At 35.8% G+C, this 23,113-nt stretch carries 20 protein-coding genes, 3 tRNA genes and 2 pseudogenes; 10 read left to right on the top strand and 15 right to left on the bottom strand.

Annotated elements, in window-relative coordinates:
• Positions 1-8 precede the first annotated feature (8 nt).
• From GQ596_RS09900 to GQ596_RS09890, 3 genes are all read left to right on the top strand, one after another.
• A tRNA-Val gene (locus GQ596_RS09900) sits at positions 9-84 on the top strand.
• 36 nt (positions 85-120) lie between these two features.
• Positions 121-196 (top strand) — tRNA-Val (locus GQ596_RS09895).
• Between the two features lie 9 nt (positions 197-205).
• A tRNA-Lys gene (locus GQ596_RS09890) sits at positions 206-281 on the top strand.
• Between the two features lie 210 nt (positions 282-491).
• Here GQ596_RS09890 and GQ596_RS09885 read toward each other — a convergent pair.
• Positions 492-1,118, bottom strand: a complete 627-nt coding sequence (locus GQ596_RS09885) for a LysE/ArgO family amino acid transporter (protein ID WP_160401527.1) — start codon at positions 1,116-1,118, stop codon at positions 492-494.
• Between the two features lie 212 nt (positions 1,119-1,330).
• Between GQ596_RS09885 and GQ596_RS09880 the strand changes: the two genes are divergently transcribed.
• Complete coding sequence (locus GQ596_RS09880) at positions 1,331-2,137, top strand: sulfite exporter TauE/SafE family protein (protein WP_160401526.1); 807 nt, start codon at positions 1,331-1,333, stop codon at positions 2,135-2,137.
• An 84-nt stretch (positions 2,138-2,221) separates the two neighbouring features.
• Here the strand turns inward: GQ596_RS09880 and mltB are convergent, their stop codons facing one another.
• Positions 2,222-3,295 carry a lytic murein transglycosylase B gene (gene mltB, locus GQ596_RS09875; protein WP_160401524.1) on the bottom strand — a complete coding sequence of 358 codons (1,074 nt, stop codon included), beginning with the start codon at positions 3,293-3,295 and terminating at the stop codon, positions 2,222-2,224.
• A gap of 56 nt (positions 3,296-3,351) precedes the next feature.
• A complete protein-coding gene (locus tag GQ596_RS09870) occupies positions 3,352-4,341 on the bottom strand; it encodes a 2-hydroxyacid dehydrogenase (RefSeq protein ID WP_160401560.1) in 990 nt (329 codons plus the stop codon).
• Positions 4,342-4,560: 219 nt separating this feature from the next.
• Here GQ596_RS09870 and GQ596_RS09865 point away from each other — a divergent pair, with 219 nt between their 5' ends.
• Together GQ596_RS09865 and GQ596_RS09860 are read left to right on the top strand one after the other, a co-directional pair.
• On the top strand, positions 4,561-5,823 hold the full coding sequence (locus tag GQ596_RS09865) for an AmpG family muropeptide MFS transporter (protein WP_160401523.1): 1,263 nt from the start codon (positions 4,561-4,563) through the stop codon (positions 5,821-5,823).
• Positions 5,824-5,831: 8 nt separating this feature from the next.
• Positions 5,832-6,494 carry an NAD(P)H-dependent oxidoreductase gene (locus GQ596_RS09860; RefSeq protein WP_160401522.1) on the top strand — a complete coding sequence of 221 codons (663 nt, stop codon included), beginning with the start codon at positions 5,832-5,834 and terminating at the stop codon, positions 6,492-6,494.
• A gap of 84 nt (positions 6,495-6,578) precedes the next feature.
• Here GQ596_RS09860 and GQ596_RS09855 read toward each other — a convergent pair whose 3' ends face one another.
• The gene (locus GQ596_RS09855; protein ID WP_160401520.1) at positions 6,579-6,764 is read right to left on the bottom strand and encodes a hypothetical protein; all 186 of its coding nucleotides are present in this window, start codon (positions 6,762-6,764) and stop codon (positions 6,579-6,581) included.
• 358 nt (positions 6,765-7,122) lie between these two features.
• Here GQ596_RS09855 and trxB point away from each other — a divergent pair, with 358 nt between their 5' ends.
• The 4 genes from trxB (at position 7,123) to GQ596_RS09835 (ending at position 12,692) form a co-directional block, all read left to right on the top strand.
• A complete protein-coding gene (gene trxB / locus GQ596_RS09850; RefSeq protein WP_160401518.1) occupies positions 7,123-8,076 on the top strand; it encodes a thioredoxin-disulfide reductase in 954 nt (317 codons plus the stop codon).
• Between the two features lie 15 nt (positions 8,077-8,091).
• On the top strand, positions 8,092-9,807 hold the full coding sequence (cydD, locus tag GQ596_RS09845; protein WP_160401516.1) for a cysteine/glutathione ABC transporter permease/ATP-binding protein CydD: 1,716 nt from the start codon (positions 8,092-8,094) through the stop codon (positions 9,805-9,807).
• Positions 9,801-11,435, top strand: coding sequence for a cysteine/glutathione ABC transporter ATP-binding protein/permease CydC (gene cydC / locus GQ596_RS09840; protein ID WP_160401514.1), 1,635 nt, complete (start codon positions 9,801-9,803; stop codon positions 11,433-11,435). The genes cydD and cydC overlap by 7 nt, the downstream gene beginning before the upstream one ends.
• Positions 11,436-12,125: 690 nt before the next feature.
• Positions 12,126-12,692, top strand: a complete 567-nt coding sequence (locus tag GQ596_RS09835; RefSeq protein WP_160401513.1) for an NAD(P)H-dependent oxidoreductase — start codon at positions 12,126-12,128, stop codon at positions 12,690-12,692.
• A gap of 928 nt (positions 12,693-13,620) precedes the next feature.
• Here the strand turns inward: GQ596_RS09835 and GQ596_RS09830 are convergent.
• From GQ596_RS09830 to GQ596_RS09790, 11 genes and pseudogenes are all read right to left on the bottom strand, one after another.
• Positions 13,621-14,100, bottom strand: a complete 480-nt coding sequence (locus tag GQ596_RS09830) for a DUF2247 family protein (RefSeq protein ID WP_160401512.1) — start codon at positions 14,098-14,100, stop codon at positions 13,621-13,623.
• A 6-nt stretch (positions 14,101-14,106) separates the two neighbouring features.
• Positions 14,107-14,334, bottom strand: coding sequence for a hypothetical protein (locus tag GQ596_RS09825; RefSeq protein WP_160401510.1), 228 nt, complete (start codon positions 14,332-14,334; stop codon positions 14,107-14,109).
• A 552-nt stretch (positions 14,335-14,886) separates the two neighbouring features.
• The gene (locus GQ596_RS09820) at positions 14,887-15,969 is read right to left on the bottom strand and encodes an IS481 family transposase (RefSeq protein WP_160401508.1); all 1,083 of its coding nucleotides are present in this window, start codon (positions 15,967-15,969) and stop codon (positions 14,887-14,889) included.
• Positions 15,970-16,013: 44 nt separating this feature from the next.
• The gene (locus GQ596_RS11120) at positions 16,014-17,222 is read right to left on the bottom strand and encodes a VENN motif pre-toxin domain-containing protein (protein WP_160401507.1); all 1,209 of its coding nucleotides are present in this window, start codon (positions 17,220-17,222) and stop codon (positions 16,014-16,016) included.
• A gap of 1,102 nt (positions 17,223-18,324) precedes the next feature.
• Positions 18,325-18,429, bottom strand: a complete 105-nt coding sequence (locus GQ596_RS11280; protein WP_370516495.1) for a polymorphic toxin type 50 domain-containing protein — start codon at positions 18,427-18,429, stop codon at positions 18,325-18,327.
• Positions 18,410-19,513, bottom strand: a pseudogene (locus GQ596_RS09810) (VENN motif pre-toxin domain-containing protein); the annotation flags it as partial. The gene GQ596_RS11280 and the pseudogene GQ596_RS09810, both read right to left, overlap by 20 nt.
• Before the next feature lie 587 nt (positions 19,514-20,100).
• A complete protein-coding gene (locus tag GQ596_RS09805; RefSeq protein ID WP_237398402.1) occupies positions 20,101-20,781 on the bottom strand; it encodes a hypothetical protein in 681 nt (226 codons plus the stop codon).
• A gap of 6 nt (positions 20,782-20,787) precedes the next feature.
• A pseudogene (locus GQ596_RS11275) lies at positions 20,788-20,847 on the bottom strand (hypothetical protein); the annotation flags it as partial.
• A 20-nt stretch (positions 20,848-20,867) separates the two neighbouring features.
• Complete coding sequence (locus GQ596_RS09800; protein ID WP_160401503.1) at positions 20,868-21,188, bottom strand: hypothetical protein; 321 nt, start codon at positions 21,186-21,188, stop codon at positions 20,868-20,870.
• A 340-nt stretch (positions 21,189-21,528) separates the two neighbouring features.
• Entirely contained in the window at positions 21,529-21,876 is a 348-nt protein-coding gene (locus tag GQ596_RS09795) for an immunity 8 family protein (RefSeq protein ID WP_160401501.1), read from the bottom strand.
• A 2-nt stretch (positions 21,877-21,878) separates the two neighbouring features.
• Positions 21,879-23,113 (bottom strand): VENN motif pre-toxin domain-containing protein (locus tag GQ596_RS09790; protein ID WP_160401499.1); only part of this gene is annotated, 1,235 nt, incomplete at its 5' end.

Raw genomic sequence — 23,113 nt, 5'->3', positions numbered from 1 at the left:
CACGGTAAGGGTGATTAGCTCAGTTGGGAGAGCACCTCCCTTACAAGGAGGGGGTCACTGGTTCGAACCCGGTATCACCCACCAATCTTTACCGTGACGTTTTAGAAATAAAAACATTTGGGGTGATTAGCTCAGTTGGGAGAGCACCTCCCTTACAAGGAGGGGGTCACTGGTTCGAACCCGGTATCACCCACCATCTTCAGATGGGTCGTTAGCTCAGTCGGTAGAGCAGCGGACTTTTAATCCGTTGGTCGAGCGTTCGAATCGCTCACGACCCACCATTTGATTATACTATTCCAAAACAAATCAGATTAATCTAATTAAACAAAAAATCGAAGATAACACTACGCTAACGTTAGAAAAATTTCCCCAAAACAACAAATAGTTACAAAAATCATAACAACCTTTTTAAGGTTTTCCATTCATGGTTAAATTTGTCTTTAAGATAAAAAGAAAAAACAGTTCTTTTTATCTTATAAAGTACCATAATATTAATAACTATCAAAAACATACCAAGCTAATTGATAAGCGATATAAAACATCGTACACCCAATCAAAAAGTCCAATATGATCCAAACCTTTTTTTGTTTAAATAGCGGTGTTAGCAGTCTTGCACTATAACCTATTCCAAAAAACCAAATGAACGAAACACAAACAGCACCAATTAAAAAAGCCAATTTTTGTTCATTTGTTAATGTACTAGCAATACCACCCACAATAACAACGGTATCTAAATAAACATGAGGATTGAGTAAAGTAACAGCCAAGGTTGCTAGTATCACTTTGGATAAACGACTATTTTGCAAATTTTGAGATTCTATTTGCAAATAACTATTACCTTGAACGGCACTTTTAAAAGCTGAAAAACCATACCAACTCAAAAAAATCACCCCTAAAGTGGCAAGAATACGAGTTATTAGCAGATTAGTACTAATAAATGTCCCCACTCCCAAAATACCTACTGACATTAGTGCAAAATCACAGACAAAGCAGATTACTACTACAAAAAAGATATAATTTTTTAATATCCCTTGTTTAAGCACAAATAAATTTTGAGCCCCAATGGCAATAATTAGACTTGCTGAAATTAATGCACCTCGTAATATTTCTGATAGCATTTTGTGATAATTGTTATGCAAATGTAAAACAGGGGGAGAATATATATCATCTCCTTTGTAAATCGTCAATAAACTACTAATCGACACATTGATATATCTTAAATAACTCAGGTAAAATAAAGAGAATTTTGCAACGAATATATCCTAGCTTCAATTTTCACTTAACGACCAATAAACTGGTTATTTGTTTAGCGTCGCCTTAAGGATTGAATATGATTTTTGAGTTTCTAATCTTTCTCTGTATTGGTGCAGCCGCAGGGTTATTAGCGGGTATGTTTGGTGTTGGGGGTGGCGCATTAATTGTGCCTGCTTTAATCTTCACTTTGAGTTATTTCAATCTGGGCGAGGCATGGATTAACCATATTGCTATTGCGACATCATTAGCCACAATTATTGGCACTAGTTTATCATCTAGCTATATACACAATAAAAACCACAATATTCAGTGGCCAATCCTAAAAAAAATGGTTTTAGGTTGTATAATTGGTACGTTATGTGGTTCGTATATGACGCCTTATATTCCAGGAAATTGGTTAAAATGGATTTTTATTCTATTTCTTATCTATGTAAGTGTTAAATTTATTTTACAGATAGACAAAAAACAAGAAAATCAATTCAGTAAAGATATTTCTTTTAATAATTACATTTTTGTATTTGCTGGCACTGTAATTGGTATTTTCTCCGCTCTTGTCGGCGTTGGTGGCGGTGTATTAGTTATTCCTTTTTTGAAAAGGTGTGGTGTAGATATGCGTAAAGCAATTGGGACATCGGCCGCATTTACCTTACCAGTTGCGATTGGTGGAACCATTGGTTATATAATAGCTGGTTGGAATAACTCACAATTGCCACAATATTGTTTAGGTTTTGTTTATTTACCTGCAGCATTAGTTATTATGTTAGCAAGTATACCGATGGCTAAAGTAGGTGTGCAAATTGCGCAAAAATTATCAATAAAAAAATTAATCCGATTTTTTGGTCTGTTTTTATTATTGCTAGCCATAAAGTTAACCATTTCTTAGTATTATTGCCACAAAAAAGGTCGCAATTGCGACCTTAAACCTATAACACAAGCCAATATTCGATTAGTACTAAGCAAAAAATCGTTATCTTGCGTCTTTTACTGCCAGCCCTAATTGCCAAACGGCCATGGCATAATGTGTACTGTGATTATAACGGGTGATAGTATAAAAGTTTGGTAATCCATACCAAAATTGATAACTATCCCCCACATCAAGCCGTAATAAGCTAACTTGCGTATGTCCATCTAAAGAGCTTCGAGGCTTTAATCCCGATTTTGCAAGCTCTTCAATTGAGTATTTGGTACTAAAACCAGTATTAAGAGATGGAGCTTGACCATCAGCAATAACCGCTACTTTTTTACCTCGTTGCCAACCATGTGATTTAAAATAATTAGCTACACTACCGATAGCATCAACAGGATCCCATAAATCAATATGCCCATCATGATTAAAATCGACAGCGTGACGTCTAAATGCTGAAGGCATAAATTGACCATATCCCATTGCTCCGGCAAACGATCCGCTTAAATCAAAAGGATCAACGCCTTCATCTCGACACATTACCAAAAAGTCTTCTAGCTCATTAGAAAAGTACTGTGCACGCCTTGGGTAATAAAAAGCCAGCGTTGATAGAGCATCAATAATTTTGGTTTTACCCATTACTCTGCCCCAACCGGTTTCGACACCAATAATACCAACAATAATTTCGGGTGGAACACCGTATTCATTATAAGCACGCTGTAGTTCTTTTTGGTATTGATTCCAAAATTCAACACCTCGAGGAAGGTTACTTGCAGTAATAAATTTATTTTTATATCGAATCCAAGCGCCATTTGGTACTGTTGATGAACCTGCTTTTGGCGCTTGTTTATCCATTAAATTAATGGCCCAATCAAGCTTATTGGCTTGTGCAAGCACATTACGTAACTGTTGGCGGTTAAAACCATGTTTACTAACCATTCTATCGATAAACTTTTCTTGATCGACCGCTAATGGGGCACTTGTGTTTTTTTCCTGATTGTGATCTTTTTCAAGATAAACCCCACCTTTGACATTGGTATGTCCACGGTGTTCTTTCATTGGTGATGTTGGCGATCGCTTATTACTACAAGCTGTAAGTAATAAAATTAAACTAACAAAAACGATAATGCGTTGCATAAAAAAACCATATTTTAAGTAGTTGAAAAATCGACAACATCATAAAATATTTATTGTTATTTAACAATATTTGGACATGGTTTACCTTCAGATATTTGCTTAATATTATTTAACGTGGTATCAGAAATATTCAATAACGCTTCTTGTGTTAAAAAGGCTTGATGACCAGTAAAAATAACGTTATGACAAGAAGACAAACGGCGGAAAACATCATCTAAAATAACATCATTAGATTTATCTTCAAAAAAGAGATCACGTTCATTTTCATAAACATCCATCCCCAAAGCACCTATTTTTGATTGTTTTAATGCATCAATTGCGGCTGTTGCGTCAAGTAATGCTCCACGACTGGTATTGATAATCATCACACCATCTTTCATCTTTTGAAAAGATTCTTTATTCAATAAATGATAATTTTCAGGCGTCATTGGGCAATGTAGCGTAATCACATCTGATTTTGCATATAACTCATCTAACTCAACATATTGCGCCCCTAACTCAACTGCAATATCATTTGGATAAGGATCATAAGCAAGAATATGCATACCAAAACCTTTCAAGATGCGGATAACAGCTTGACCAATTTTGCCAGTACCAATAACCCCAGCAGTACGATTGTGCATATTAAAGCCAGTCAAGCCATCTAACGAAAAGTTTGCATCACGAGTTCGTTGATAAGCCTTATGAGTTCTTCTGTTTAGTGTCATCATTAATGCCACTGCATGTTCCGCAACAGCTTCGGGAGAATAAGCAGGAACACGGACAATAGTAATGCCTAGTTTTTCAGCCTCGCCTAAATCAACATTATCAAACCCAGCACAGCGAAGTGCTAAAATTTTAATACCAAAACTGGCTAATTTTTGAAGTACTTTTTTATCTATTTCATCGTTCACAAATGCACAGACCGCATCATAACCTTGGGCAGTAACCACTGTTTTATGACTTAATTTATGCTCATAATATTCAATATCAAAACCAAATTTTTTATTTGTGATGTCTAAATGTTCTTTGTCATAATGCTTACTACTAAAGACAGCAACTTTGATTGAACTTTTCATATTACTGAACCCCTTTTGATGATAATTAGTTAATTTTTAACTGAATATTGGCATTAAATTTTATACTGAAACATATTTATTCAATACCACTCTTGGTTTTTTGAAAAATGACTTTAGGTAACGGTTTATCTTGGCTTGTAGAATTATTTTTTGGTGTTGTGTGATATGATAACACTTTGCAAAAAAACTAACCATTAAAGTTAAATAATGAATAATTCGCAAAATTCACTTTTAAAAACCATTTTTACTACCAAGATGATGATCTGCATTTTTACGGGTTTTGCTTCTGGTCTTCCTTTTTATTTATTATTACAACTATTACCTGCATGGCTAGAAAGTGATGGTATTAATATCAAAGCGATTAGTGCTTTCTCATTAACACAGATCCCCTATATTTTAAAATTCATGTGGTCACCATTGATGGATAACATTTCACTCTTTAATTTAGGGCGACGACGTGGTTGGATGCTTGGTTCACAAATAATACTTTTATTTTCGATCGCAATATTGGGATTTTTTTCACCTTCATTAAATATTTGGTTAATAGCTACTATTTGCTTTATTATTGCGCTGTTTTCAGCCACACAAGATATTGCACTGGATGCTTTTAGACGAGAGTTATTACTTGATAAAGAATTAGGACTTGGTAATAGTATTCATACTAATGCCTATCGTATTGCAGGTTTAGTACCAGGGTCATTATCTCTGATATTATCCAATACCTTACCATGGAATAGTGTTTTTATTATCACAGCACTTTTTATGTTACCTGCCATCATCATGACACTATTAGTGAAAGAGCCGATTAACCAATCACCCCAAAATCATACTTTTGAAGATATCATCATTAAGCCATTTAGTGAGTTTATTACTCGAAATGGACTTAAAACAGCCATATTAATTTTAACATTCATATTTTTATATAAACTAGGCGATAGCATGGCAACCGCTTTAGCTACAAATTTTTATTTACAAATGGGTTACAGTCGCCCCGATATTGGTTGGATTGCAAAAAATGCCTCGTTATGGCCAAGTGTGTTTGGTGCATTAATGGGCGGTATTTTGATGATCAAAATAGGCATAAACAGAGCACTATGGTCTTTTGGCGTTGTTCAAGTTATATCAATTTTAGGATTTGTTTGGCTTTCGATAGAAGGACCATTTACTACAATAGGAACATTTCAAAAAACATTATTAGCCATAGTAATTGGAGTTGAATCACTTGGCGTAGGTCTTGGTTCTGCTGCCTTTGTCGCATTTATTGCAAAAACAACTAACCCACTTTATACAGCAACCCAATTTGCTTTATTTACTAGTATTGCTTCAATACCTAGAACGTTAATTAATGCATCTACAGGTATTATGGTTGAATATTTAGGATGGACAAACTTTTTTTGTTTATGTTTTATTCTTGCCATTCCTGGTATGTTATTATTATTAAAAGTTGCCCCGTGGAATAGCCAATCTTAGGAGAAAATATGGACAAGCTAACCCAAGCATTCGACTTTAGACATGCATGTAAAAAATTTGACGACACAAAAAAGATCAACAATGATGATATTGAATATATATTAGAGGCAGGGCGACAATCTCCTTCATCATTTGGTATGGAACCTTGGCATTTTGTAGTGGTTGATAGCCACAAAATAAAAGTTGAATTACGCAATGTTTGCTACAACCAAGAGCAAGTCACAAGCTGTTCGCATTTTGTAATTGTGCTTTACCGCAAAGCGAATAATTTTACGTTACAGAGCGATTATTTACGACAAACAATTGCACGCACCTTACCCGATCCCAATAATCAAACCGATATTGATATTGCTTGCCAAGGCTTTATCAATTTTTGCGAACAAGGCTTAGCAGACGGCTTAACCATCAACCACTGGTCAGAAATGCAAGACTATATCGCTAGTGCCAATATGATGACGGCAGCAGCATTTCGTGGTATTGACTCGTGTGCTATTGGTGGATTTGATCATGATAAAGTCATAAAAATTCTAGAAAAACACATTCCCCAATTTGGCGGTGACTCATTTGGTGTTGGACTTTGTTTGGCTTTTGGTTACCGAATCAACGAACCTACTGCACATATCCGTTGGTCGCTTTCAGACTTAACTACGCATCTATCAGATAACAGTTAAATCAATTTAACCACTTACTACCTTCGTCCTTTATTACCAAACAACGAATGAAGGCAGTAAGTATAAATATTACTTTATTGAATATTACTTAATGGATTGATAAAGTGCCTCAGCATCCATTGAGGCCGAATCCATAATAAATGAAATACCCGATAAAATATTACCAATTTGAGGGTCACTAACATTTTGTTGTACTGAATTTAAAATCTCTTGTGCCCAATTAATTTTTCTAAGCACGGCTTCTGCATTATCCTTTGAAGGATTATCCATATCGTCTTCCCCTTACTTTTGTCAGGATATAAAATAAACCAATAATCAAAAAAGATTATCAGATAATGGAAAAATAAAGTTAAAAATAAAAGTGCATATTTTAAACACAGAAAATAAAAAACAAAAATAAACATAATTTAAAAAAATAACAAAGATATATAAAGCAATTGAAAATAAAAAGATAACCTTGCTCAATACAACCAATACAACAAAGTAAATCGTTCTTATTGTTACAGCCTATCACTACAATAATGAATTATTTTGCACCTTGAAGATTGATAATGTTAGACTTATCAGTCATAAATTAAGTTAATTTTGTTTAAAATAATCAAAATTAAAAATAAGTAAGGATTTAAACATGAAAACCAAACACGCACGCCTATTAATACTTGGTTCTGGTCCAGCGGGCTATACTGCTGCTGTTTATGCAGCTCGAGCTAACCTTTCACCCGTATTAATTACAGGAATGCAACAAGGTGGGCAACTCACTACCACCACCGACCTTGAAAACTGGCCAGCAGGTGCACCTGATCTAACAGGACCTGAATTAATGGTCAAAATGCAAGAACATGCCGAAAGATTTAATACTGAAATTATTTTAGATCAAATTGATCGTGTCGATTTTAGCACTAAGCCTTATAAGCTTTTTGGTAGTGAGACTGAATATAGCTGTGATGCACTCATTATTGCAACAGGTGCTTCGGCACAATATCTTGGTCTACCATCTGAAGAGGCGTTTAAAAGTAAAGGCGTATCTGCGTGTGCAACCTGCGACGGATTTTTTTACCGCAACCAAAAAGTTGCTGTCGTAGGCGGTGGTAATACAGCTGTTGAAGAAACACTTTACTTAGCCAATATTGCGAGTGAAGTACACTTAATTCACCGTCGAGACAGCTTTAGAGCTGAAAAAATATTAATGGATCGCTTGGCTGAAAAAGTCAAAGAAGGCAAAGTGATTTTACATACTCATCGCATCGTTGACGAAGTATTAGGTGATGATATGGGTGTAACAGGTGTTAGGATCCGTAGCACACAAGCCCCTAACATAACCGAAGACATCTCAGTTTTAGGTGTATTTATTGCCATTGGTCACAAACCCAATACCACTATATTTGAAGGTCAACTTGAACTAAATGGTGGTTATATCAAAGTACAATCAGGTACTCAAGGCAATGCCACACAAACTAGTGTCGAAGGTATTTTTGCTGCAGGTGATGTTATGGATCATGTTTATCGACAAGCCATTACATCAGCAGGAACTGGTTGCATGGCTGCTTTAGATGCGGAACATTATTTAGACAACTTAAAATAAAAAGTAACAATCTACATGTCATTAGATAAAAAACGCCAAACATATCTACTAGGCTGGCTAAAACAGCAGGCAAAAAAACATAAAAGTGATTTGCGTGCGTCAACATTAACGGGGTTTATGTTAACAATCTTGGTTATAACCCAAGCTGGATTGCTTGCTATTATCTTACAAAAACTCATTATTGAGCAGCACCATTTTGTGGACATTCTACCCTTTTTGGGTGCACTAATGGCTGTGCTGCTAATACGGGCGTGTTTTGTTTATCTACGCGAAAAAATTAACTTTGCTATAGGTAAAAAAGTTCGCCAACAAATTCGGCACCAATTAATTAATCAACTTGAACTGCATGGCCCTGCCTATTTAAATCAAAGCACCACTGGTGCATGGAGCACCTTGCTGATTGAACAAGTCGATAAATTACATGATTTTTTTGCTCGTTACTTACCACAAATGCGATTGGCAAGCATGACGCCCATTTTAATCAGTATTGCAATATTGCCATTTAATTGGGCTGCTGCAGCCATTTTGCTTTGTACTGCGCCACTCATTCCTATTTTTATGATATTAGTAGGCATGGGTGCTGCTGATATTAACCGCCGTCATTTTAAAGCACTTGCTTATTTAAGTGGTCACTTCTTAGATCGCCTTAAAGGTTTAAGCACTATTCGCCTATTCAACCAAGGTGATAAACAAACCAACGAAATTGCCAAAGCGTCAGAAGATTTTCGCATTAAAACCATGCAAGTATTAAAAATGGCTTTTTTATCATCAGCGGTATTAGAATTCTTTACTTCAATTTCGATCGCTGTGGTTGCCGTTTATTTTGGTTTTTCATATTTAGGCGAATTTAATTTTGGTGCTTATAACGGAACAGTTACCTTATTTGCGGGATTTTTTGCGCTGATCTTAGCACCCGAGTACTTTCAACCGTTACGAGATCTAGGAACTTATTATCACGCCAAAGCCGAAGCCATTGCCGCTGCCGACAATATCGAAGCATTCTTAACCCAAAAATCACCACAACAACACACTAACGTAACATTATCCAATATCCCATTTGCTCAATCCTTACAAACCATTCAGGCCGATAACTTAGTTGTAATATCAAACGAAGGTCACCCCCTTGTTGGACCGTTATCATTTTCGTTACGTGCGCCTTTTAAATTAGCACTCATTGGAAAAAGTGGTGAAGGTAAAACCTCGTTAATCCATGTTTTACTAGGATTTTTACCTTATCAAGGATCACTCAAAATTAACGGTATTGAATTTAACCAACTCGATATCAAAACTTGGCAACAACAAATTAGCTGGATTGGTCAAAGTCCGTATTTAATTAACAGCTCAGTGCGAGACAACATTTTACTTGGTAAACCAAATGCATCAGAACAGGAAATTGAAACAGTGATTCACAAATCGCAGTTAACCGAAGTCATCGCCAAATTACCTGCTGGTTTAGAGACACAAGTTGGAGAAGATGCCATTAGATTATCAGTCGGACAAGCACAGCGTATAGCATTAGCTCGAGCTATGTTAAAACCCTGCCAACTATTGATCCTTGATGAACCAACAGCTAGTTTAGATAAACAAACCATACAAAACTTAGATCAGCAAAATATCGCCACAAATAGCATCACCATCACCCATCAAAATGATGATATGCAATATTTTGATCAAATATGGCAATTATCAGAAGGAAAACTGCATTATCATAACAAGGAGAGTACATGCTAACTACTCTGCGCCCCTATATTGCACTTTACAAACACTATTTTGGGCAAATTTTATTGGGATTATCGCTGTCTATTCTAACCCTATTTGCTAGCGTATTTTTGCTATCATTATCGGGATGGTTTTTAGCCTCCACGGCTGTTGTTGGTGTAGCGGGCTTATATACCTTTAACTATATGCTACCTGCAGCAGGCGTACGTGCAGCAGCAATAACGCGAACCGCTGCCCGTTATATGCAGCGCTTAGTTGATCACAACACAACGTTTAAACTGCTTTCTTATTTAAGAGCCTTGGCGTTTAAAAAAATACTACCACTCAGTGCCAATCAACTTGCCCAATATCAAAAGGCGGACTTACTTAATCGCTTTATTGTCGATATTGATGCTCTTGATCACCTGTATCTAAAACTGTTTTCGCCTATTGTTACCGCACTTGTTACTATTGGTATTTTATTTATTGGGTTAGCAAATATAAACTTACCGATTGCTTTAACCATCAGTATTATTCTTACTACTACCTTACTGGTGGTGCCTGTTATCTTTTATCAAGCAGGTAAGCAATTAGGAATAACACTGGCAAAGCAACAAAGTGAATATCGGCTGCTATTAGTTAACTACCTACAAGGACAAGCCGAACTTACTTTATTTAATGCACAATCACGCTATCGTGCAAAACTTAATGAACTTGAATCGAGTTGGCTTTACAACCAACAACGCCAATCAACACTAATGGCACTATCAAGTGCACTTGTCTTATTAATTGCAGGATTTTTAACCTTATTAGTACTATGGCTAATCACACAATACACCCTATCGCCTTTAGTGGCGTTATTTGTCTTTGTCAGTCTTGCCAGTGCTGAAATACTCATGCCCATTCCTGGCGCTTTTATCTTTTTAGGGCAAGTACTCACATCGGCTACTCGCACTACCGCTATTTTCAATCAAAAACCTGATGTACAATTTACAACGCAAGGACAACTAATTGATCTAAAATCGGCTAAATTACAGTTAAACAACATCAACTTTAGCTATCCAAATCAACCTTTTGCGGTATTAACTGATTTTTCCTTAACAGTCAAAGCTGGCGAACATATTGGCTTAATTGGCAAAACGGGGGGTGGCAAATCCACTTTATTAAGTTTAATCACACGCAGTTGGGAACCCAATTCGGGGGAAATTTTTATTAACGACAAACCAATAAACCAACTCGATGAACCCACACTTCGCCAAGCCATTGCGGTTGTTCCGCAAGTAATTACTATTTTTAGTGATAGCCTACGGCACAATTTATTAATCGGAAACCAACGAGCAACTGATGAACAACTCATAGCGGTATTACATCAAGTCGAACTCGATAAACTGCTCACCACTGAACAAGGGTTAAACTTACTCCTTGGACAAGGTGGTCGCTCCCTATCAGGTGGCGAAATCCGCCGTATTGGTCTTGCAAGAGCATTGCTACATAATTCGCCATTAATTTTAATGGATGAACCAACAGAAAGCCTTGATCAACAAACAGAACAGCAAATGATTCAATTAATTAAAAAGACCTGTAACGGTAAAACGTTGCTAATGGTGACACATCGATTGACAGATAATCCGTTGTTTGATCGGGTGATTTCGATGGGATAGTTTTTTTGTATAATAGATAAATAGGATCGAAAGTGTAGTTATGGGCGTTTCCATCTTTGTGAAAAAATGCCCACCATTACACCTTTAAACCAAAAAAATTAACAAACAGCCCAAAAGTTGTTACCACTTTATTTGTTATATAAAAACTTAAATAAAATCAATATCTTTCTTGACCGATTTTTTGTAAGTAAAGTTTGACTGATTTATTGGAGCTTTTTAGCCAAGCATAATAACCCGACATACTGACACTAAGTAACGAGCATATCCTGATAATGGGATAGAAGGTTAAATAATTTTTTATATAAGCGTATTTCAGCGACTTGGGTTGTTGATGTAGTACACATGTGCCTTTTTAGTGTGTCATTGGCCATTTTCAGTTCTTTAATTTTTTCTAAGGTTATAATCCGCTGTTGCTCAACCGTTGACTCTCGACGGCTGGTTTTATTGGGGCAAGTTGCCTAATCCACTTATCTAGAGTTGAGTTGATTTACCTCACCTAGGTGGTTAAGTTCACTTATGGAAAGTGTGCCAGAAATAACACATAATCGACTGATTGTTGTTTGAATTCGATGTTAAACTTTTTCACCATAATATTTGTCTCCTATGAGTTTTGTTTATATCATAGAGGCAACTTTTGTCCATTTTTTGGCTAGGATCAAATTTATTTTTAAAAAACAATGAGATTTTACAATGAAAACATTAATAATTTATTCTCATCCCTATGAAAAGAGCTATAATCATGCTATTTTGGAAAGAACTGTATCTCTTTTAAAAGAAAGCGGAAAAGACTTTGATATTATTGATTTATATAAAGACGGTTTTAATCCAATATACACTCCCGAAGAATTAAGGTTATACAGTACAGGACAAACAACAGATCCTTTAGTAGAAAAATATCAGAAAATGATAACGGATGCATCTGATATCGTTTTTATATTTCCTATTTGGTGGTATGATTTACCAGCGATCTTAAAAGGTTTTATTGATAAAGTATTTAAAAAGAACTTTTCTTACATTGATACTCCAACGGGAATAAAGGGTAAGATTAATCATATCAACTCAACTACAGTTTTAACCACTTCTGATGCCCCTACTTGGTTTATCCGTTTCTTTGCAGGAAACAGCATTAAATCTGTTTTTATTAATTCAACTTTGAAACAATTAGGAATTAAGAATGTGACTTGGAAAAATATGGGACAAATTAAAAATGCTTCTCAAGAGAAGAGACAGCTATTTTTGAAAAAAATCAAATTTTAATTTGTCTTCTTAAATCCGTGATTGATCCTCACCAAAAAGTGTACAGAAGTCACCGCTATGATATAAATACAAATCATAAGAGAAAAATATCACGGTTAAAAAATTTAGCGTCGAATTCAAATAACAATCAGTTGATTATGCGTTTCATTGATCTGAAAAACAATATACTAAAGGACACTCAAATTGTTGTTATTCAAAAAGATTTTCGTGATTTATATTATTTTGATTACACAAAATTTGATAATAGAGAATGTCCAATATATATTATGTTTCCATCTACTAAATGTAAATTTTATACTACTAATTTTTATATAAAAGAATGAAAGAATATTTGTGAGTTATAACTTCTAACATTCCACTAAACTGGCAAGGGATACTCCAGCACCAGACTTTCCTTGTGCAAGGTTAAAGCAAAAAATAAAGTCCTATCATGTTGCCACCAATTAAGCCGTTGATGATGCTAACCACCATATCAATGCCTTGGCGACGGTCACTGCCCATCGCCGACATCCTTTCGTTCATGGGCTTGTTGTAGGCGTCTTCGTAGATTTTTTGTTACTACTTGTCGGTTAAGACTGGCCTTTGTTTGTTGCTTTTAATTCGGTGTTATTGCCAACCTTGCTATCAAAATCATCTTTGTCATTACAAAAAACTTAAATAAAATCAATACCTTTCCTGACTGATTTTTTGTAAGTAAAAATAGTGAGTTAATGTGTTTTTTATGTTTTGAATAGAGGGATATATGACACCATGAGCAATACAGTAAACGGGATTTATTAATCATGGCGCATGAAAATAATAATGGCTAAATAGTAGTGCTAAGCCAAAATTAGTAATTAAAAAATTAATTATCGAATTTAGTGACAGAATTAACTGTCACTTTTTACTGGTAAATATACAAAATTTAGGATAGGGATAGAATCATTTTTTATTTCCAAATATTTTCTTGGTTATCTAAATATTGTTTCCAATTAAAATATAACCGCTTTTCATTTTCCTCTTGAGTATGCTTAGAAGGATCATAATCATTAGATACAGGCATGTATCTCACGAAAGACTCTATTTCTTCAGGATAATCAAAATTTTCATAAATTGCTTCTACTTCACCTAATGGATCTTTAATGTCATTACGAATATTATATAATTGTAGTAACAAAATATATAACCATTTTGCGTTACTATAATTCTCTAAAGACCCAGCAATTTTATTCAATAAATTATCTAACTTAAAAATATTAGAGGAATTAACCATTGATAGTTCAAATACATCTTGATTACTACTACCATTAATAATCATATCATTTGCATAATTGATGACATCTTTCCAGCCAATAATATGATTTCGATATCCCCATGAAATATCTTTCCAATTTAGATAAATTCTATTTTTATTTAAATTAAAATTCATGATTATTTAACCTTCTGTTTGTAATAAGGTTCGCTTAACACCATCACCGCCTGTTATTGTAAATACCTTACCTTTTTTAAGTTGTTCTTTGGTAATGAAGCTTGCTGCTCTATGCGATGGATCAGCTTTTAAGCCACTACCAGATCTATTATAAGCAATAATTTTATCAGCTATTCCAGATAAGGTTTTTAATTGGGCTACCTTTTGAACAACTTTTGAAGCAGCATTTCCCAACACAAATCCACTAGTAGATAGAAGCTAGCACTAGCTAATATTTTGGCGAAGTTAAGAATTTAGTCACAGAATTAACTACTATCTTTAAATAACAAATATACAAAATTTTGGATAGGGTAAAATCCCAGCATTAAAGATGGGATAATATTATTTTCCGAAAATCTTAATACCTGAGCGACGGCATACTGAATACCAACAAGCAATTCCCATGATAAGACCTAAGCATGGAAAAAACAAAATTTGTTGTATATTACCCAGATCAAAATCTGCCTCTCCATAAAGAATAAAACCACATAAAAAAAATAATATGTTTGTTATTAGATAAAATAACAAAAAGCCTATAGGCATTATAGAGCAGAAATATATAAGTATTAAATATTTTCTATTCATTTTTATCTCTATTATTTTTAATTATTTCAGTTGTTTTTTTATTTAAATATTCACTTGAACTAGATGAAATGCCACTTCCAGTCCAAGCAGGAATTGAGCTTTCTGTATAATGCCCTGTTATTCCTAAATGTAGTAGCTCAAACTTAATCTGACAGACACGTATTACTCATCGGCCTTCATTTTAACAAAATGCGTGTCCGATGAGTAAAATAAATTCTCCAATTGCTTTTCCTTAACCAACCCTTTTGCATCATTCCATGTTTGCCAGGGTGTCTTCCCATAACAATATTTTCCAGAGTGTGCTCTTTCTCGATTGTAAAAATCAAGCCATTGCTCAATATCGTTTTGTATTTCACTCAATTGTGTGTAAATCTTACGTCGAAATAAAATATCATAACATTCTGTTTTCATCGTCTTATGGAATCGCTCACAAATGCCATTAGTTTGTGGGCTGTAGGCTTTGGTCTTGGTGTGTTCAATATCTTCTAGATTAAGATAAAGTTCGTAAGCATGGCTTTCCTTATGGCCATTATATTCCGTACCTCGGTCTGTAAGAATGCGTAAAAGTGGTACTTGTTCGCTGTCAAAGAAAGGAAGCACTTTATCATTGAGCATATCAGCAGCAATCAGACTGTTTTTCTCGGTATAGACTTTAGCAAAAGCGAGTCTAGAATAGGTATCAATAAATGTTTGTTGGTATATTTTCCCTATGCCTTTAATGTGCCCTACATAATAGGTATCTTGTGCACATAAATAACCCGGATGATGTGTCTCAATTTCACCATGCGCTTCTCGTGATGCTTTGGCTTTTTCAAGGGCCTGTAATTGATTTTCCGTGAGCACACAGCCTTCTTGTGCCACTTTGGTTTCTAGGGCTATTAAGCGTTTTTTAAAACTTTCTAAATCGTGACGTAGCCAAATAGAGCGTACACCACTTCCTGACACCATTATACCTTCTTGACGAAGTTGATTGGCAACCCGATGTTGCCCATAAGCTGGATATTCATAGGCCATATTGACAACGGCTTGTTCTATATGTGGCTCTACCCGATTTTTTTCGATAGGCTTTTTACGACTGATTTCTTGAAGCGCAAGCTCACCCCCTTGCTCATACAGTTTTTTAAAGCGATAATAGCTATCTCGACTGTATCCCATGACTTTGCAAGCTTGTTGAACGTTACCGAGTTGCTTAGCTAATTCTAAAAGTCCTAATTTAGGTTTAATGATTTTGGCAGTTTGATTCATTTCTGACTCTCCTTTTTGTGTTATAAAATAACTTGAATGTCAGATTAAGTAAAGACTATTACACCTAAAAAACCTTTGTTTGTTTCATGAATATATTTATTTGCTGCTGGATTAAAGATTGGACGGAGTCCTTTTTCTGCATATTTCCCAACGCCATAACCAATTGTTGATGAGCCAGCACCAATTATGGCACCTGTTACAGGATCTTTACCATCTAATTGATTCGATAATGCACCCCCAGCAGCATTCCAACTGATTGTTCCCCAAAATCCTGTACCAAATCCAGCAGTAAAAGCACCCGTTCCTGTTGCTATTCCTACATCAGTCCAATTAATACTATCATCTTCATTAAAATAATATTGACCACCAATGCTAGCTGTGCCACTCAAAAGTCCTCCAATAATTGCCTCTTCTGGTAAGAGTACTATCGCAACTGGTGCTAATATAGTACCAATAACAATTGTACCCACTAATTCACATCCTTCCCTATCATTTTCACAATTAGATTGAGCGTGGAGCATTTTTTTAATTTCTTCGTCTGTTTTTCCTACAAATTGCCCAGAAATGGCATTATTTTCAACCGCATTCTTACTTGCAGCTATCGAGGTGCTGATGTCACTTACATCTCCACCACCCACTGCAGTTGATAGCCCCATCGCTAATTGAGTTAATGCGCTGATATTTTGTTTTTCAGCTTCAGTGAGGTCTTTGATGTCTCTTCCACCATAGAGGTTATCAATGATGACTTTTGCCGCTAGCTCGCCTCCTACGGCACTTGCTCCACCGACTATCCCTGAGTTACCTTGTAATTCCGCTACCACCGCACCCAGTATAGCATGCGATACTAATCTCGCTGCTTCATTATCTGTCACCCAAGTGCCGTCTTTATCCATATGCCCTGTGTGCAGTTTTATCTGTTCGGCTATCCACGGCGCACTGGCCCCCGCAAGGCCTCCTGTCATGTCACCGGTAATAATGCCTGTGATAATCGATGTCGCTGTGTCAATCCCTTTGCTGACATCTCCCCCCATGGTGCCTAGGTTTTTGGTCGCTTGGTTGGCTTGTAATTGGCTGTCTACCGCCTCGGAATACCAATAGTCTTTATTGTCTTCGTAATATTGATTAAAATCAATCTGGGCGCGCTCTTCCGCACTTAATTGATTATAGGCTTTTTCAGCTTCTTTTTTCGATAACGCTTCCTTGTTTTTATCTACCTCTTTTTGCGCCTGTAAGCGGTCATATTTGTTTACCACCCCTTTGGCTTGTTGAGCGATGTCTTTAACTAGCTCTACCGATTCTAATTTGTCTAGCTCTTTTTGTTTGTTAAATATCGGTTTGAGTGAGTTATTCGCATGCTCGGTATCTCGACTTAATTCGTTGATATCTTGTTTTTGGTCGTCTTTATTGCGGATGATGAGTTGTCCGTTTTCTACCGCTGAATGGGTTATACTGGACTCTTTTCCGCTGTTTTGATACGCCGTCGGGGCGCCCGCTCCGCCAGTGCCGCCACGGCTAGCACAAAAAAAACACCAAAAACTTAAATAAAATCAATACCTTTCCTGACAGATTTTTTGTAAGTAAAAATAGTGAGTTAATGTGTTTTTTATGTTTTGAATAGAGGGATATATGACACCATGAGCAATACAGCAAGTAGGATTGATTTACTCCAATGGCGTATAGAAATAATAATCACTAAAGTAATGCTAAGCCAAAATTAATAATTTGAAAAATGAATTATAGAAGTTAGTGACAGTATTAACTGCCACTTTTTAATAACGAATACAATAATATACGTTAGGATTGTCAGATTAAGTTAGAGTTACTGCAAATTAAACTAAAATCAAACACGGCGAAAAGTATCAGTTCCGTAGTCAACTAAGTATTTTCTACCGCCAGTTATAACCACAAGGCAATATCAAACCGAAACTCACTATTAAAAGTAACAACTTAATTTGTAATTCAAGAAATTGTTAAAAATAATATCCCTGTTTACTGTTACTACAGGAAACTAATTCGTTTATGCATATTCTTTACGAAGATAAAACCAGCCTAAATTTCCTTTTTTATCCAAAATATTTTCTTCTATAGGTGAAATTGTAAGAAGTAACTTAATACCACCATCATAAATTTGAGGAAAAATATCTGAAACAACTTCTGAATGAGCACATTCCATTTCTTCTTCCTCTTCATTAGTAAGTTTTTCATCAAAAAACATCTCAATTATCATAAATGTTTCATCATAATTAAGTGATATTCCTCGAATTTTTTTAGGAATTCGGCCAATTAAGCTATACATAGTACTTCTATTAATTTCATGTTTAACTTTAATAAGTTCTTCTCTTGTCATTTTTTTACTCATAATGAAGGTCTCGCGGGTACTATATGAACCCCTGTTTTTGAATAATGAATAGTGAATAGTGAAATTAGTTGTTGGAACAAAGGTTTCTCTTTTCGTATCATAAAAATGTCCAATAACTTTATTTGTCGAAATATTTTCCTTTGAACCTGGCATTCCTAAAGGTCTTCCTGTTGGAATTTCTCTTCCTGTTCCTGCATAATCATTAACCAGTTTTTGAACATCAATATTAGGATCAATAGTACTTCTTGGTATAGAAGAACTAGCGTTTGCAGTTTTATGTTCATTCGTTCCAACAATATGTTTATTTTGTTGATTCATATTAACAGTTAAGTTCGGATTTGCATCTGGTGCAAAATTATCACCTGGTTTTATGGGCGAGTTACTATTTTTCGCTCCCTTTCCAGCTTTAGGTGGAACAATATCATCAATCTTATTAACAACTTTTCCGGCGTTTCCTGCTAATTTTGATGGTACTAATACACTGGTTAAAATTGAAGCCACTTCTTCTAGTGATCGTTGATCTCCTTTTTGTGCTTTAGCAAAAACATCACGAACATGATCCCACGTGTCACCATTGATTAATGAAGTCATTGCATTTGATGCAGTTTTATTCGCTTTCTTTAAATCATCTAATGCCGTATCGCAATAAGATCCCCCAACTGTACAACTTCCTAATGCAAGTATAGCATCTAATGCCGTATCTGTTACACCTGCACCCAAATCAACAGTATCACCATATGATATCATTATCCCATTAAGAATTTGTGATACTGTATTTTCACCAATTTTTTCTCTAATTTCAGTTTTCCAGTATTCAACACTGTTTTTATGTTTTTCACGAAACCAATCACCAAGCAACGAATTATTCTCAACCGCATTCTTACTCGCAGCTATCGAGGTGCTGATGTCTCCTACATCGCCACCACTTACTGCGGTTGATAGTCCCATCGCTAATTGGGTTAACGCGCTGATGTTTTGTTTTTCAGCTTCAGGGAGGTCTTTGATGTCTTTTCCACCATAGAGGTTATCTAAGATGACTTTTGATGCCAGCTCGCCGCCTACGGCACCGGCTCCACCTGCTAGGCCTGAGTTGCCTTGTAATTCCGCTACTACGGCACCCAGTATCGCATGCGATACTAATCTTGCTGTTTCATTATCACTCTCCCAAGTGCCGTCTTTACCCATATGCCCTGTGTGCAGTTTTATCTGCTCGGCTATCCATGGAGCACTCGCCCCCGCAAGACCTCCTGTAATATCACCCGTTATGATGCCCGTGATAATCGATGTCGCCGTGTCAATCCCTTTGCTGACATCTCCACCCATGGTGCCTAGATTTTTGGTCGCTTGGTTGGCTTGTAATTGGCTGTCTACCGCATTATGATTGATTACAAAAACGATAAAATGGTAGAGGCGAGCACTATCTAATATTTTGGCGAAGTTAAGAATTTAGTCACAGAATTAACTACTATCTTTAAATAACAAATATACAAAATTTTGGATACGGTAAAATCCTAGCATTAAAGCTAGGATTTTATTATTTACCAAATATTTTAATTCCATAGCGGCGACACTCTAAATACCAAAATGCTATCCCTGTTGGAATACTAAGACAAGCTGCCTTACAAGCTATATATATATCATTAACGCCATATATAAATTCTACATTATACATAATAAACAGTATTATTGAGATGGTTAATTGAATTATAATTGCACTACAAAAAAACAGAAAAGGAACTACAGTTACACAATATAATAATGCCAAATATTTCTTATTTTTTCTCACTTTTTTTATCCTTAAAGCCTTCTTTAATAATGTTTTCTGTCATTGTACCAAGTATAGAATCAGCTATATTCCCCCCAATAGCAGGAATTGAGCTTTCTGTATAATGCCCTGTTATTCCTAAAAAACCTTTGTTTGTTTCATGAATATATTTATTTGCTGCTGGATTAAAGATTGGACGGAGTCCTTTTTCTGCATATTTCCCAACGCCATAACCAATTGTTGATGAGCCAGCACCAATTATGGCACCTGTTACAGGATCTTTACCATCTAATTGATTCGATAATGCACCCCTAGCAGCATTCCAACCAACTGTCCCCCAAAAACCTGTCCCTACACCACCAGTAACAGCACCAACTCCTGATGCAATTCCTACATCAGTCCAATTAATACTATCATCTTCATTAAAATAATATTGACCACCAATGCTAGCTGTGCCGCTTAAAAGTCCGCCAATAATTGCCTCTTCTGGTAAGAGTATTATCGCAACTGGTGCTAATATAGCACCAATAACAATTGTACCCACTAATTCACATCCTTTTCTATCATTTTCACAATTAGATTGAGCGTGAAGCATTTTTTTAATTTCTTCGTCTGTTTTTCCTACGAATTGCCCAGAAATGGCATTATTCTCAACCGTATTTTTCCCTACAGCAACCCCAGTATTCACATCTTGAATATCACCACCGGCAGCAGCTATCGCAAGGCCTGTCGCTAGCTGTGATAGGGCGCTGATTTGTTGTCTTTCTTCTTGACTTAGGTTTTGATGTCTTTGTCGGGGTAAAGTATGCCCGCAATAACCTCAGCACCCCGTTCACTTGCGGCAGCGCCCAAGCCACCCACTAGGGCGGAGTTGCCTTGTAGTTCGGCTACCACCGCACCCAGTATCGCATGGCTGACGGTGTTGGCAACGGTGTTTCCTTCGGTCTGTTGTTTGATAATAGTCGCACTTTTTGGCGCAAGTGCCCCTGCAGCTGCCCCTGTCATGTCACCACTGATTAAGCCGTTGATGATACTAACCGCCATGTCAATGCCTTGACGGGTGTCACTGCCCATCGCTGACATGCCTTGATTCATCGCCTTTTTGTAGGCGTCTTCGTAGATTTTTTGTTGCTGCCTACCTTGATGTTAAAACCACCTTTGCTATTGCAAAAAACACAAAAAAAACTTCAATAAAATCAATACCTTTCCTGACCGATTTTTTGTATTTTGAATTGAGGGATATATGCGCATGAAAACAATAATGGCTAAAAAGTGGTGTTAAGCCAAAATTAGTAATTAAAAAATTAATTATCGAATTTAGTGACAGTGTTAACTGCCACTTTTTAATAACGAATACACTAATATAGTGTTTGGATTGTATGGTTAAATTTGAGTTACCACATCAATTTTTAGATAGGAACTTTATCATTATTTACTAGGGTTTATAATCTTCATATTCCCAAGCAAAATACCTTGAAAGTTTTTGGGCTGTTTCCAACCAAGTATCACAAGTACACATCTCAATACATTTATTTATTGTGTCTTTTATTTCCTCAAAATCATATTTTCTAACTATTAACATATGACGAATCAACTCTGGTAACCATTGATGCTTACACAACCATTCGGGCGTACATACAAACAGTTCAAAATACTCACTACCAATTTCATTATCTGGACCTATAGATAAAGTTAATGTTATTCCAAAAAGGTTTTCTTCTTCAGGAAAATATATAGTTGGGTCATAATCTATAGAACCCACCGATTTTAATAATATTTTCATTTTTAGTCCTTGATATTTAAATGCCCATTACCTACTTTTATTCTCTTACCATCAACACCAAATTTATACGTTTCAAAATTAGCTTGAACACCCGTTTCAGCATAAGGGCTGTTAGGTTTACTGGATGGAGGCCGATATCCTCTCGTCCCATCAGCACTAATCCATCCACCATTAGACATTTGTTTAGCTCCATCACCAACCCATATCATTCCTAATTTATCTGCTTCAGCTGACGTACCAGTACCTACACCATAATTTAACTCTCCATTTCCCCCTTTTACTACAGCAGATAATCTTGGATCTTGTTTAGCTATATTGTTTAAATTCTCGTTTGTTAAATTATCTTTTAATTTTGATGAGTTAGCAACATTATGAGCCTGATTGGTATTATTCCAATTTTCAGTAAGCTGATTTTCATTTTTTACATGGTCACCAAATTTGCTACTTTCGTTTCCTTTCTGATTGGTAACCTGATTATCCAGTATTTTATCCTTAGTTTCTTTATAATTTCCACCGCCTTGTTCAACATTTCCTTTTCCATATTCTGATTCGAAATAATCTTTATCTAATGGTTTATTTGCATTCGTCCCCTTTCCAGATAATAACTTGCCACTCCCCAAAATTTTGTTTATTTTAGGAAGAGTTATAGTCCCTGTAATACCATTGACTATCATCATTGCGCCAATGGTTCTGCCTGCCATTTGTCTAGCTTCTTCGTCATTATAGCCAAAACTCTTATAACTTTGTACATAACCTTCATAAATAGCACGTAATTGATTTGCTTCTGGTGAGTTTGAGGTACCATCTAATAAATGTTTTATTTGTTGATAACCATTTTGTTCTTCTAATTTGTTATAATAATAATTTATGTATGTTCCTAACGCTTCATAAGCCTTTTTACGTTCGGAACGACATGCTTCACTATTTACATCAACACAAGCTTCTAATAATGCTTCTGAGGTGCTTTCATCTTTAATCCGAAGTTCCATTAACTGTTGTTTTTCTTCATCAGTTAATAAACCTTCTTCTTCTCTATATTCTAAACCAACCTTCTTTTGATGATCTTGAGAGTTTAAATAATTATTCTCCACCGCATTTTTACTCGCAGCTATCGAGGTGCTGATGTCTCCTGCATCGCCGCCACTTACTGCGGTTGATAGTCCCATCACTAATTGGGTTAATGCGCTGATGTTTTGTTTTTCAGCTTCAGTGAGGTCTTTGATGTCTTTTCCACCAT

It is taken from the genome of Gilliamella sp. Pra-s60, from assembly GCF_009795755.1.
Taxonomy (GTDB): domain Bacteria; phylum Pseudomonadota; class Gammaproteobacteria; order Enterobacterales; family Orbaceae; genus Gilliamella.
The sequence above is the reverse complement of the archived record's forward strand: the minus strand, read 5'-3'. Positions and strand labels throughout refer to the sequence as shown.